At 44.6% G+C, this 12,788-nt stretch carries 13 protein-coding genes and 1 pseudogene; 6 read left to right on the top strand and 8 right to left on the bottom strand.

Annotated elements, in window-relative coordinates; all coding sequences use genetic code 11:
• On the top strand, positions 1-82 hold an 82-nt coding region (locus LWH95_RS21740), incomplete at its 5' end, for an IS3 family transposase (RefSeq protein ID WP_324197472.1).
• 146 nt (positions 83-228) lie between these two features.
• On the top strand, positions 229-2,316 hold the full coding sequence (locus LWH95_RS18245) for a glycosyltransferase family 39 protein (RefSeq protein WP_232920126.1): 2,088 nt from the start codon (positions 229-231) through the stop codon (positions 2,314-2,316).
• A 36-nt stretch (positions 2,317-2,352) separates the two neighbouring features.
• Here the strand turns inward: LWH95_RS18245 and rplI are convergent, their stop codons facing one another.
• The 4 genes from rplI to LWH95_RS18225 form a co-directional block, all read right to left on the bottom strand.
• Positions 2,353-2,802, bottom strand: a complete 450-nt coding sequence (rplI, locus tag LWH95_RS18240; protein ID WP_003236543.1) for a 50S ribosomal protein L9 — start codon at positions 2,800-2,802, stop codon at positions 2,353-2,355.
• A complete protein-coding gene (gdpP, locus tag LWH95_RS18235; RefSeq protein WP_232920125.1) occupies positions 2,799-4,778 on the bottom strand; it encodes a cyclic-di-AMP phosphodiesterase GdpP in 1,980 nt (659 codons plus the stop codon). The genes rplI and gdpP overlap by 4 nt, the downstream gene beginning before the upstream one ends.
• Positions 4,779-4,814: 36 nt before the next feature.
• Entirely contained in the window at positions 4,815-5,744 is a 930-nt protein-coding gene (locus LWH95_RS18230; RefSeq protein WP_060399945.1) for a YybS family protein, read from the bottom strand.
• A 226-nt stretch (positions 5,745-5,970) separates the two neighbouring features.
• Positions 5,971-6,120 carry a hypothetical protein gene (locus LWH95_RS18225; RefSeq protein ID WP_003236551.1) on the bottom strand — a complete coding sequence of 50 codons (150 nt, stop codon included), beginning with the start codon at positions 6,118-6,120 and terminating at the stop codon, positions 5,971-5,973.
• Positions 6,121-6,265: 145 nt separating this feature from the next.
• Here LWH95_RS18225 and cotF point away from each other — a divergent pair, with 145 nt between their 5' ends.
• The gene (gene cotF, locus LWH95_RS18220) at positions 6,266-6,745 is read left to right on the top strand and encodes a spore coat protein CotF (RefSeq protein ID WP_019260014.1); all 480 of its coding nucleotides are present in this window, start codon (positions 6,266-6,268) and stop codon (positions 6,743-6,745) included.
• Positions 6,746-6,774: 29 nt separating this feature from the next.
• On the opposite strand, the gene hypR is transcribed toward cotF, so the two are convergent.
• Positions 6,775-7,152, bottom strand: a complete 378-nt coding sequence (hypR, locus tag LWH95_RS18215) for a transcriptional regulator HypR (RefSeq protein ID WP_003236556.1) — start codon at positions 7,150-7,152, stop codon at positions 6,775-6,777.
• 204 nt (positions 7,153-7,356) lie between these two features.
• Between hypR and LWH95_RS18210 the strand changes: the two genes are divergently transcribed.
• A complete protein-coding gene (locus LWH95_RS18210; protein ID WP_003236558.1) occupies positions 7,357-8,286 on the top strand; it encodes a manganese-dependent inorganic pyrophosphatase in 930 nt (309 codons plus the stop codon).
• A gap of 32 nt (positions 8,287-8,318) precedes the next feature.
• Here LWH95_RS18210 and LWH95_RS18205 read toward each other — a convergent pair whose 3' ends face one another.
• The gene (locus LWH95_RS18205; RefSeq protein WP_232920124.1) at positions 8,319-8,765 is read right to left on the bottom strand and encodes a DUF6376 family protein; all 447 of its coding nucleotides are present in this window, start codon (positions 8,763-8,765) and stop codon (positions 8,319-8,321) included.
• A 435-nt stretch (positions 8,766-9,200) separates the two neighbouring features.
• Here LWH95_RS18205 and LWH95_RS18200 point away from each other — a divergent pair, with 435 nt between their 5' ends.
• On the top strand, positions 9,201-10,511 hold the full coding sequence (locus LWH95_RS18200) for an MFS transporter (protein WP_133485251.1): 1,311 nt from the start codon (positions 9,201-9,203) through the stop codon (positions 10,509-10,511).
• A 41-nt stretch (positions 10,512-10,552) separates the two neighbouring features.
• Here the strand turns inward: LWH95_RS18200 and LWH95_RS18195 are convergent.
• A pseudogene (locus LWH95_RS18195) lies at positions 10,553-11,324 on the bottom strand (hypothetical protein).
• A gap of 73 nt (positions 11,325-11,397) precedes the next feature.
• Complete coding sequence (locus LWH95_RS18190) at positions 11,398-11,787, bottom strand: YybH family protein (RefSeq protein ID WP_232920123.1); 390 nt, start codon at positions 11,785-11,787, stop codon at positions 11,398-11,400.
• Positions 11,788-11,935: 148 nt separating this feature from the next.
• Between LWH95_RS18190 and LWH95_RS18185 the strand changes: the two genes are divergently transcribed.
• Positions 11,936-12,775 (top strand): pentapeptide repeat-containing protein, encoded by an 840-nt coding sequence (locus LWH95_RS18185; RefSeq protein WP_232920122.1) that lies wholly within the window; start codon positions 11,936-11,938, stop codon positions 12,773-12,775.
• Positions 12,776-12,788: the final 13 nt, after the last annotated feature.

The following is a 12,788-nucleotide window of genomic DNA, read 5'->3' as shown; positions in this document are numbered from 1 at the left end:
CATTCATTATTATAACAATATTCGTATTCAAACCAAACTAAACAACCAATCACCGATAAACTATCGGCAATTGGCTGTTTAAAAGGTGTTTTGACCCCTGTCTCAAAAACGGGGGTCAGTCCCGATCTCTCCGCTTTTTTCTATGAAATTCTTCGAATATTTATGGTTTATTCATAAGTTTTTCATATTTGTTTTTTACAATAAGACACCATAAAGAGGTGAAAAACGATGAAAACCAAACGATTCGACTTAGTCCTTATTCTTATTTTGCTTGCAGCGGCTTTTCTGAATACGTATAACATTTGGCAGGATGACACAGCGAACCAATACTATTTGGCGGCTGTGAAAAGCATGACGCAAAGCTTCCACAATTTCTTCTATGCGTCATTTGACCCTTCCGGATTTGTAACAGTGGATAAGCCGCCTGTTGTGTTATGGATTCAAACGATTTTCGCACTGATTTTCGGCGTTCACACATGGAGTGTAATCCTTCCTCAGGCTCTCTCCGGAGTTGGATCTGTATTCCTACTCTACAGAATGATCAAACCGGCCTTTGGAATTGGAGCGGCTCGCATTGCCGCACTTGTTATGACACTGACGCCTATCGCAGCAGCCGTCAGCCGGACAAACAACATCGACAGCATGCTTGTCTTTACCTTATTGCTCGGTTCAGCTTGCCTGCTTCGGGCAGTGAAACAGGATAAGCTGGTTTGGCTGCTGACGGCATTTGCCTTGATTGGGCTCGCCTTTAACATGAAGATGATGCAAGCGTTTATGGTATTGCCTGCATTTGTGTTATTCTACCTGATTGCATCTCGGGTTTCTCTGAAGAAAAAAATCGGGTCTCTGATTCTGTCTCTTGTCCTTCTGACAGGCCTTTCGATCTCATGGGCGGTTGTGGTGGATTCAACCTCATCCTCCAGCCGGCCGTATGTAGGGAGCAGCCAGACCAACTCAGTGTTAGAACTGGCCTTCGGCTACAACGGCACCGAGCGGCTGCTTGGACAAACCACTGGCCTTGCACAAGGTGATATGAATGCCGCTGGCGGCGGTAACATGCAGAATCATAACACCATGCAAGCGCCAAACAGCAGCGGATCATCTGGAAACAGCAAGTTTGACGGAAGTGCCGCTAATCAAAACGAGAATCAATCATTCGGGAATCATTCACAGGCGCCTCAGCCGCCTAACGGACAAAACGGCACCTCCAATGGAGGCGGAGGCACACCTCCAACAGGCGGTAACGGACCTGGAAACGGAGGGCCTGGCGGTGGCGGCGGAAAAAGCATGAATATGTTCGGCACCGGCGATGCAGGACCGCTTCGTCTCTTCCAATCGGCACTTTCCGGCCAAATCAGCTGGATGCTTCCATTCGCATTGATTGGATTGCTGGGCGGAATCGTCAGCTGGTACCGTGATCGCCGCGGACAGGCAGCTGAAATGAAAGAAACGATATTCTGGGCGGCTTGGCTCGTTCCGGTGGCTGGTTTCTTCAGCATCGCAGGATTCTTTCACCAGTATTATTTGATAATGCTGGCACCTCCGATTGCCGCACTTTCCGGTATCGGATGGTATACGATGTACCGCTTATACAAAAACAATAAAGACTGGGCCAGCTGCCTGCTGCCGGCAGCCGTTCTGATCACAGCTGCATTCCAGGTGTATATTCTGAGCGCTTATACAAGCCAAATCGGCAGTGTATGGATGTATGTCCTGGGACTCTCAGGACTCGGCATCACCCTTGCGCTTCTGATGCTTAAACGCAGCCATCCGTTCAGCAAGCAGCTGACCATCATCAGCTTATGCGTTCTGCTGCTCACACCGGTCTACTGGTCAGCTACGCCGCTTCTATACGGAGGCAACAGCGTCCTTCCTGAATCGGGCCCGCAGCTCAAAAGCTCAGCAAACGGCGGGAACATGTTCTCCTCAGAGGTTGACACCGGACTCCTGTCCTATCTGAGAAAGCACAATACCGGCGAAGAGTATCTATTTGCTACTTTGACAACCGTAACGGCTGCGCCTTACATCATTCATGAAAATGAATCCGTTATGGCAATGGGCGGATTTAACGGCACAGATCCTATTCTGACTGTGTCCGAACTGAAAAAGCTGGTCAAAGAAGGCAAAGTGAAATACTTCCTTCTGTCAGGAAATAACTCAGGTAACAGCGAACTTGTTTCCTGGATTAAGAAAAACGGAAAAGAAATATCCTCTGACGAGTACAGCAGTTCATCCAGCAGCACAAACAGCAGCCAGCAAGGCATGAGAGGAGGACCTGGCGGAGAAAGCCAGCAAACTCTTTATCTCGTGGAATAAAAAAAGAGGCTTGGAGCAATCCAAGCCTCTTTTCTATTAAGCTTCCTCTTTCACATGTACCTTTAACACAGCCTGCACCTCTGGATGCAGCTTCACAGGCACGTTTGTATATCCTAACGCACGAATGCCGTCCGGCAGTTCAAGCTTCCGCTTATCTACTTTAATCTTATGGTCTTTTTGGAGCTGTTCAGTAATTTGCTTGCTTGTCACAGAACCAAATAAACGGCCGCCTTCACCTGATTTCGCGCTGAGCTCAACAGTCAGTTTTTCTAATGTCTCTTTTAAGCTCTTTGCCTGTTCAAGCTCGGCGATGGCTTCTTTTTTCTCTTTCTGCTTTTGTCCGTTTAGCGCGCTGATGTTTGTCGCGTTCGCTTCAACGGCGAGGCCTTTTTTAATCAGAAAGTTATGCGCATAACCGTCTGCTACGTTTTTGACTTCGCCTTTTTTTCCTTTTCCTTTTACATCTTGTAAGAAAATAACCTTCATCTCTGTACGCCTCCCTCAAAATACTCATCTATGGCGTGCTTCAGCCGTTCCAGCGCTTCAGAAACTGAAATGCCGGACAACTGAGTCGCCGCATTTGTTAAATGCCCTCCGCCTTCCAGCGCCTCCATGATGATCTGAACATTTACCTCGCCAAGTGATCGCGCACTGATACAAACGGTTTGTTCATCCCGTCTCGCCACCGCAAATGAAGCCTCAACCTCACTCATCGACAGCAGCGAATCCGCCGCCTGCGCAATCAGCACTTGATCGAAGTATTCCTCTTCATTTTCAGGAAGAGAAGCGATCGCAATGTTCTCTTTATAGAGGGCCGTATGCTGGATCAGCTTCGCCCGTTTAATATAGGATTCAACGGTTTCTTTCAGGAACTTCTGCACAAGCACAGTATCGGCGCCTTTTGCCCTTAAATAAGAAGCCGCATCAAAAGTCCGCGAGCCTGTGCGGAGAGAAAAGCTCTTTGTATCCACTATTATACCAGCTAATAGGGCTGTTGCTTCAATCATATTGATTTTTAAGCGCTTTGGCTGATATTCAAGCAGCTCTGTCACCAATTCCGCTGTCGAAGAAGCGTACGGCTCCATATAAACGAGCAGCGGATCTCTGATAAACTCTTCACCCCTGCGGTGATGGTCGATAACCACGATATGTTCAATTTTATTGACCAGCCGTTCCTCCATGACAAGTGACGGCTTATGTGTATCAACGATCACAAGCAGCGTATCATCATTGGAAATTTCCATCGCTTCTTCAGGCGTAATAAACCTTGACCACAGCTCTTCATATTTTTTGATTTCCTCAATCAAACGCTGCACACTTGATCCGATTTGATTTGGGTCAATGACGATAAAACCATCTTTGTTATTTGCCTGAGCCACCTTTAAAATTCCGATCGCTGCACCGATAGAATCCATGTCGGGGAATTTATGCCCCATAATAATCACATTGCTGCTTTCAGAGACGATTTCCTTTAAGGCATGAGAAATGACGCGGGCCCGCACCCTTGTTCGTTTCTCCATTGGGTTTGTTTTACCCCCGTAAAACTTCACCTTGCCGTTCGGCAGCTTAATGGCTACTTGGTCTCCGCCGCGCCCCAGCGCTAAGTCCAAGCTGGATTGCGCCAAATCGCCAAGTTCTTTCAGCGAGGAGACGGAAGCCCCGACACCGACGCTTAACGTCAGCGCTACACCGTCAAATGAGGTTTTTTCCCGCACCTCATCAAGAATCGAAAACTTCGCATTTTCGAGTTCAGTTAAGATGTGTTCATTAAGTACAGCGATAAAGCGTTCTGAAGACGTCCTTTTCAGGAAGATCCCGTACTCCTGCGCCCAGGCGTTCAGTAAAGATGTCACCTGGCTGTTCATCGTGCTTCTCGTCTGGTCATCCAATCCTTGTGTCACATCATCATAGTTATCAAGGAAAATATAAGCCAGTACGGTTCTTTCGTTTTCATATAGCTTTTCAATCTGAGTTTGCTCCGTTACATCAAAGAAATACAGCAGACGCTCATCCCGCTTGATGACAACCTTAAACTTGCGGTCATTCAATGAAACCGTTTCCGATTCCACCTCTTGTTTGATGAGCGGCACAACTGACTCACAAGTATCGTAAAGTGATCTTCCCACTAATGTGCTTTCATTAAAGCAAGAAGAAAGAAACGGATTTGCCCATTCTATATAATATTGGTCATTAAAAAGCATGATGCCGATCGGCATTTCCATCAATGCCTCTTCACCGACTTTTTTCAACCTGTAGGATAACGTAGAAATATAAGCATCAATCTCTTGCCGAATAAGAGAATCAGCACGTTTAATAAAAAACAAAATAACTGCAAGCAGCAGCACTTCGACGGTTCCTAAAATCCAGTTAAAATAAAAGCTGATGAGGATTGTAATGATTGACAAAGCAATCAAAGCATAGATGGGATACCGAAACAGCGGTTTTTCATAAAAGCTTGGCATTTCTATCACTCCCCACCATGTGAGTAAAACTCATGTTCACTTCACCTTATTCCTTATATTAAAGCCCATATCTATAACGCCTAAAATACGAATGGCTGCCATAAAGATCGGAAGCATCAGTCCAAGAACCACCGCAATCACAGCCGCAGCCTTCGGATATTGTTTCTTATGGCAATAGAAAAAGATAAATGATAAACCTTGGATGAAAATCAGAAACCCGAGTATAAACTCCCCATTTAAAGCGATAGAGTACAGCATTTGGCCTTTTTCTAAAGGCAAAAATGAAAGCATGACAATTATTAAATACAGCACTACAACACTTTGCGGAAACTTCAACTCTCTAAAAGGCTTTAGATTAGGAATATCGGGGGAGAATCGCCTTAAGAGCGGCTTAGCGATAAAGTAACTGAGGAAAGAAAAAATAGCTCCTACCATCACAATAGCTGTTGGAAAAAGATATTGAACCATACCCAATTGTTCTTCCATCAGTTTCAATTGCTTCTCAAGCTGTTCAGCATTGCCCGACTGCTTCACTACAGTTTCTACAATATCAAGGGATTGCCGGTATTGTGTCATCGCTTCATCAATGATATTGATACCCAAAAACTGAATGCTTATCACAAAATAGAAGACAATACAAAGCATATAAATAAGAGCGCCCGAAATAATGGCGTGCCCGGGCTCTTTCCTTTTGAAAAAATGTCCCATGGCAATGCCGGCGCAAGCTGACATAAAAGCTACAATAAGTCCGTTAAAAGACCCGACTATAAAAACAACCGGAAGACTGACAGCGCCCATCCATATCCCTAACTTCAATCCATGTCTGATCGTATACAGGATCATGGGCAGCGGCAGTGCAAATAACAGAATTGTTCCAATTACAGGAACATAAACGACCAAAAGCGTGATGATCGCAAACAGACTGATTAAAATAGCACCTTCCAATAATGCTCTCGTTTGTTTCACTTAGTCACCTCGTATCATCCTGAACATACGAATAGAAAAGAGCAGCATAAACGACTGCTCTTTTTTCATCGCTGCAACATGTTTTGCACCGAATGTTTTTTATATCATCTCTACATTTTGCTTTTATATTTTAACATAAGTCCAAATCGCAAGTAAAATGACGCCAATGTTTCATGTGGAACATTGCAAATGAAAAGACATTCTTTAAAAAGAATGCCCATCACGATTAATGTTTATCATCCATAAAGCCAGAAGATTCCTTGTTTTTCTTTTTCGTTTTTCTGACATACATAAAGATTAAGATGACCAGTAAAAGGGTTGTTGCCTGCAGAACGCCGCTGCTAAACAAGAAAAAGTCCTTTATCATGTCCCACATCGTGTTTCACCTCTTTTTGCATGTTCTCAACCCGTGTCCTATATAAGGTGAATTTCCCGTTTTAAAAACTTCAAAACATCATGAACAACATTAATCGTTGGGCATATGCTGATATGGAATCTGATTGATAAAGGAGAACTGTTACATGGATGAACGCAGAACATTGGCTTGGCATGAAACATTGGAAATGCATGAGCTGGTTGCTTTTCAATCAAATGGACTCATTAGACTCAAGAAAATGATAAGAGAAGTAAGAGACCCTCAGCTCAGACAGCTTTACAGTGTCTCCATTCAGGCCGTTGAGCAAAATTTAAGAGAGCTTCTCCCATTCTTCCCTCAGGCGCCGCGAGAGGATGAAGAAGAAGAACGCGCGGATGACCCCTTTTACAGTGGCGACCTGCTCGGTTTTGCCAAAACATCTGTCCGCAGCTATGCCATCGCAATTACAGAAACAGCCACACCTCAATTAAGAAACGTACTGGTCAAACAGCTGAATGCTGCCATACAGTTGCACGCGCAAGTTTTTCAATACATGTATCAGCATGGATACTATCCATCTTATAACCTTTCTGAGCTGTTAAAAAATGATGTCAGAAACGCCAACAGAGCCCTTTCGATGAAATAAAACAAGCAGCAAAGGAATTCCCTTTGCTGCTATTTCTGCTGATCCTTTAGCAAGCCGTTCGAACGATATGATTCCAAGACATCTCTATTGGATTCTCCCCATTCTTTCATTTGCAAAACAATCGGTTCAAGCGTTCGCCCAAATTCCGTCAGAGAGTATTCAACCTTGGGCGGTACCTGGTGATACACCTCACGATGCACGATGCCGTCCGCTTCCAGCTCGCGCAGCTGAAGGGTGAGCATTCTTTGAGTGATACTCGGGCAGATTCGGCGAAACTCATTAAACCGTTTCTTGCCATCTATCATGTGATAAAAAAGAATTCCTTTCCACTTTCCGCCAATGACATCTAGCGTAAATTCAACAGGACAGCCTTCTTTGTTCGGGTATATATTCTTTTTTTCACTCATACTAGAACCTCCAATAGTACCTTTTTTGATACTACATTACATTTCGCAACTGAGCTACCCAGTATTTTACACACCTTTCCTCCTCAGCTCAAAGAAAATGCTTCTTATTCACATCAATTTTTAAGGGTTTGTATGATTACACCTGCAGCAAGACGTGTTAAACTATATAAAGATTACACTACTTAAAAAAGATAAGGAGCTATCATGGAAAAGATACTTATTTTCGGACACCAAAACCCAGATACAGATACGATTTGTTCTGCGATTGCTTATGCTGATTTGAAAAACAAACTCGGCTTCAATGCTGAGCCAGTCCGCCTTGGACAAGTCAACGGCGAAACACAATACGCGCTTGACTATTTCAAACAAGAGAGCCCGCGTCTCGTTGAAACAGCTGCAAACGAAGTAAACGGCGTTATCCTTGTTGACCATAACGAACGTCAGCAAAGCATCAAGGACATTGAAGATGTTCAGGTTCTGGAAGTGATCGACCACCACCGCATCGCTAACTTTGAAACAGCTGAGCCGCTTTACTATCGTGCTGAGCCTGTAGGCTGTACGGCTACAATCTTAAATAAAATGTACAAAGAAAATAACGTGAAAATCGAGAAAGAAATTGCCGGCCTTATGCTGTCTGCGATCATTTCTGACTCACTGTTATTCAAATCTCCAACTTGCACAGACCAAGACGTAGCGGCAGCAAAAGAGCTTGCGGAAATCGCCGGCGTAGATGCTGAAGAATACGGCTTGAACATGCTGAAAGCGGGCGCTGATTTAAGCAAAAAAACAGTGGAAGAACTGATTTCTCTTGATGCGAAAGAATTCACACTCGGCAGCAAAAAAGTCGAAATCGCACAAGTGAACACAGTAGACATTGAAGATGTGAAAAAACGCCAAGCTGAATTAGAAGCTGTCATTTCAAAAGTTGTGGCTGAGAAGAACCTTGACCTGTTCCTTCTTGTCATCACAGACATCTTAGAAAATGATTCACTTGCCCTTGCGATCGGTAACGAAGCGGCGAAAGTGGAAAAAGCGTTCAACGTTACATTAGAAAACAACACAGCCCTTCTTAAAGGCGTTGTTTCCCGTAAAAAACAAGTCGTTCCTGTCTTAACAGACGCAATGGCTGATTAATAAAAAAGCATCCCGTGTAGGGATGCTTTTTCTTATTCACCCAGCTTTTCAATTTGTCCCATCACATCAGTGATTTGTTTTGCGTTCTGGACAAGGTCTGACTGCTCCCATTCTTCAAGCGATACCTTGCCTTCCTCCACTTGTTTCAACACATCGTCAGCACTTTTCTGCAATGTTTCGTTATGCTCCTGAATGGTTTGATGAATCTCCGCCGCGGCATCAGGCGGTGTTAATTCATTAAAATCAGCGGCAGCCTGCTGAATCGACTCAAGCTGTGCTTCAAGTTTTTCTTTCGCCTCGGTGTCATTTACAGCCTGTTTAGCCAATTCAGGCGCTTCCTCTGCAAATGTCTTGACCTTCTCCACATAGCCCGTTGCTTCACTCGTATAGTTCAAACCGTCATTCACCTGATCAAGCATGCCGCATCCGCTTGCACTCAAAAGCCCCACTCCGGCAAGTACTGTCAAAATGATCTTCATCGTCAGCCTCCTCATCGTTTCTTCTTCATTTTTTCTTTTAAGATCGGGATCAATTTCTCTTTCGCTAACGGCAGCCCTTTCTTCACCAATTCACGCTTCAGCCACTTTTTCAGCTTAGACATTCTGACGCTCCTCTCCCTTTTTGATAAAAATGAAAAAACTCCACCGATTTGGTGAAGTTCCGAAACAAAAAGACCTTCACCAAATCAGATTTGGCAAAGGTCTCGCTAACAATTAGATTGCCAGCAAAGCCGAGGACGTCTTGTCCCGTAATGACGACTTTACTGTGAAAGCTACTCCCCTTTGGAGTGTTCATTTTTATTACTTTCATTCTAAAGCACAGGGCTTTTCCAGTCAAATTCCTGCTGTCCGTTTACGCAAAAGCACGCTGTGGTATTTAAAATTTGAATGGTATTTCCGTCAGGAGATCATGCTATGACAGAGGAGGTTTTCATCATGAGTCAAGAGCGCGTGAAACGGCCTGGACATACCAGATGGTACATATCTTCGTTACTCAGCGGCATTATTATTCTTAATTATTTTGACCGAGTGGCCATCTCTGTAGCGGCCCCTGCGATACAAGATTCGTTTCATCTTACAGCAACTGAACTCGGCATCGTGTTTTCCATATACACCTATTCTTATACACTGATGCAGCTGCCTGTCGGAAGTTTGCTGGACCGGTTTGGCGTGGCGTGGGTCACGAGGATTGGAATGACAATATGGAGCTTTTTAACGATTCTTCTTGCTTTTTTGCAAGGAAAATTGCTGTTGTATCTGTTCCGGTTTCTCATAGGGCTGACAAGCGCCTCTGCTTTCCCTGCCGCCTCTAAGGCAACCGCTCTATGGTTTCCTCCAAGTGAGCGGGGATTGGCAAACTCTCTGTTCGACTCGGCCGCCAAATTTTCAAACGTGATCGGCGCGCCATTGGTCGCCTTTCTTGTCACCACATTTGACTGGCGTGTCGCCTTTTTGACGATTGGATGCATCAATGTGCTGTTTACGATCTTTTTCTGGCAGTATTATGAGCAGCCTGAACGGCACAAACGCATTTCCAAAAGCGAATTAAACTATATTCAAAAACACAATACGATCACAACAGAGCAAATTCCTTACAAAACGGGTCCGCTTTTAAAAAAGCTTTTTGCCAACCGTAAAGTATGGGGCTTAATGATCGGATTTACAGGGTACGGCTATACATTTAACCTGCTGCTCACCTGGCTTCCGACTTTCTTTAAGCATACATACGGAATGGATCTCATGGCGTCCGGTTTATTTACAGCCGTGCCATGGCTGATTTCAACCATTTCCGGAATCGTGGTCGGCGGATGGCTCGTCGATTACTTTATTAAGAAAGGCTATTCTAACACCAAGGTGTACCGAACCGTGATCATTGTCGGAATGAGCTTCGGCTTTTTCTTTTTAGGCTCGATTCTGACGAACAATATCACTATCGCAATTGTCTGTATTTCAATCGGCCTTGCCGGTATATCTGCAACCGCTCCAGTCGGCTGGTCCATTTCCGCGGAACTGGCGCCGATCGGTTCCGTATCCATGCTGAGCTCCATGGTGAACCTGGCAAACAACCTGTTCGGAGGCATTATTGCTGCTTCACTGACGGGATATTTGTTTGATGTGACAGGCTCCTTTACGCTCAGCTTTCTGGTAGCCGGATTTGTGCTGTTGCTGGGATTGGTTTTTTATGTGTTTGTATTAGGGGATGTTAAACGAATTAAGCTGGAATAAAGAGTGCTTGCTGAAAGCACTCTTTTTCTGCATCGAAATACTTACGATAGGTCACTCCCAAAAATCGAAACAGTCTGGCGGTCAAACATAAATCTCTGCCCGTTCCATTTCAACACGGTTTGGACATATCCCGGCGATCCGCTGATACGCCAGCAGTTCGTATGTGCCGTCTCTGTCAAAATCAACCGGATACAAGCCAGACAAAGGATTCACCCAGCCTTCTATCGGCATTTTCAACACACCCTGAGCAGTATAAATCTCATTCAAATATTCCCTGCCCTTGTAAGTAAGATCAAGGAAATACGTTTCGTTCTGATGGTGGCTGATGACATTTGCTTTATATTGATTTTGATAGCTCACACTGTATTTAAATTCATCATGAAACACATCCGAATTGAAAACTTGCCTGAACTGCCGGTTTAGATAGGCAAAAATATACGCATATATAGCGCCACCGCTTCCCCCAGTATCCACCACCACTGCCACATCATCAATCTTGTCGCCTGTCATATCCCCAAGAAAAAGAGACGGATTGTATCCCATGTTGTTTTGGAGCTGGATTCGCTGTTCCTGATGGGTTCTGCCGTCACGGATCACCAATGTGATATTTCGCCATAAAGGGCTGCCGGGCATTTGGGTGCCAGTAAGAAAGACTTCGTCAATAACACCGTCTCCCGTTACATCCCCGCGGGCTGATGTAATGATTGCGCGAGAGGAAACGGGCTGCCGAAATAAGTATGGATGTTGAACAAGTCCTCCGTGCCTGCCTGCATAAAACCAATAAGGAGCCATACTAAAGTCATACAGATTCAATGGAGTCACCTTCCCTAATCAGCTGAATGAATCATTATATGCAGGAATAGCACATCGAAGACATATCTGAACGCTAAACACCAATTAAAGCCGTACCATATGAATTATCAATTGCACAAAGCCACTCGCCTTGTGCATTCTTCTTAAACACATAGGTTGCCCTTCTCTCCATCGTATACTCGGAATCCTTTTTATCCGAATCAAGCAGTGCTTGAGAAAGGACCAGTGCAGTGTCTCCTGCTTCCAAAATGATCATTTCCCCTTGTGTCGGGACAATATGATGATTGAAATAGTCCGCGATTGCCATAAACGCTTTTTTGATTTCTTCTTTACCTCGCGCGATCATGCCGGGCTTCACAACTAAAACGGCATCTTCCGTGTAATAATTCATCAGTGTATCAAAATCTTCATTTTGGATTGCCAAATCACATGCAGATATGATGTCTTTTATTTGCTGTTCCAAGAGGATTCCCTCCCAATCATCATGATTGGATATATTATACATCGTTTGACCAGCCGAACTGTAAAAACAAAATGAAAAGTATCAATATTTCCTATATAATCAAATAGCATATATTTAACAAAGTTCCCAAGTGAAGGGGTGAACGATATTGTCTGCGGAATTAACGTTACATGACAATATACATCGTGATTTAAGCGCGGATTGCCAGCATTGTTTTGGTCTGTGCTGTGTCGCCTTGCCTTATGCGAAATCAGCGGATTTTGCTTTTGATAAAGACGGGGGCACGCCTTGCCGCAACTTACAATCAAACTATCAATGTTCTATACATAAAGACCTCAGAGAAAAAGGGTTTCGAGGCTGTTCTGCTTATGAATGCTTTGGCGCCGGCCAGAAGGTATCCCAAATCACTTATGAGAGAAAGGATTGGCGTAACAACCCGGAAACTGCAAACGAGATGTTTGACGTTTTTCCGATCATGCAGCAGCTGCACGAAATGCTCTGGTATATACATGAAGCTCTTTCTATAGAGACCGCCAAGCCGATTCATCGTGAGCTGCGGGCCTGTTTCGATAAGATAGACAAGCTCACCAGACTCAGCAAGGAAAACCTGCTGACACTGCAGGTGAACGAACATCGGGCTGAGGTTAATGAATGGCTGTTAAAAACGAGTGAGCTGGTGCGTGCCCAAGCCTGCAATCGAAAACTTCCGAAAAAAATCAGCCGGGGAAGTGTCCTGATCGGCGCAAAACTGAAAGGGCTTGATCTGCGAGGAGCAAACCTAAGAGGGGCGCTGCTCATAGCTGCCGACCTGAGAAATGCTGATTTGAGAATGACAGACTTTATCGGTGCAGATGTAAGAGACGCTGATCTCAGCGGCGCTGACCTAACCGGGAGCATCTTTCTGACGCAGGCACAGGTGAATGCCGCAAAAGGCGACTCGAACACAAAGCTGCCGCCATCTCTACAAATCCCTGCCCATTGGAAATAAAAAAGGACCCGAC

Source organism: Bacillus sp. G16, assembly GCF_021282335.1.
Classification (GTDB): domain Bacteria; phylum Bacillota; class Bacilli; order Bacillales; family Bacillaceae; genus Bacillus; species Bacillus inaquosorum.
This window is presented reverse-complemented; position numbering and strand designations above follow the sequence as displayed.

Coding starts and splice junctions, on each gene's coding strand:
- LWH95_RS18205 (WP_232920124.1), bottom strand. CDS start 8,765: ATGAAGATCATTTTGACAGTACTTGCCGGAGTGGGGCTTTTGAGTGCA.
- LWH95_RS18200 (WP_133485251.1), top strand. CDS start 9,201: ATGACAGAGGAGGTTTTCATCATGAGTCAAGAGCGCGTGAAACGGCCT.
- gdpP (WP_232920125.1), bottom strand. CDS start 4,778: ATGCCAAGCTTTTATGAAAAACCGCTGTTTCGGTATCCCATCTATGCT.
- LWH95_RS18210 (WP_003236558.1), top strand. CDS start 7,357: ATGGAAAAGATACTTATTTTCGGACACCAAAACCCAGATACAGATACG.
- cotF (WP_019260014.1), top strand. CDS start 6,266: ATGGATGAACGCAGAACATTGGCTTGGCATGAAACATTGGAAATGCAT.
- hypR (WP_003236556.1), bottom strand. CDS start 7,152: ATGAGTGAAAAAAAGAATATATACCCGAACAAAGAAGGCTGTCCTGTT.
- LWH95_RS18225 (WP_003236551.1), bottom strand. CDS start 6,120: ATGTGGGACATGATAAAGGACTTTTTCTTGTTTAGCAGCGGCGTTCTG.
- LWH95_RS18245 (WP_232920126.1), top strand. CDS start 229: ATGAAAACCAAACGATTCGACTTAGTCCTTATTCTTATTTTGCTTGCA.
- rplI (WP_003236543.1), bottom strand. CDS start 2,802: ATGAAGGTTATTTTCTTACAAGATGTAAAAGGAAAAGGAAAAAAAGGC.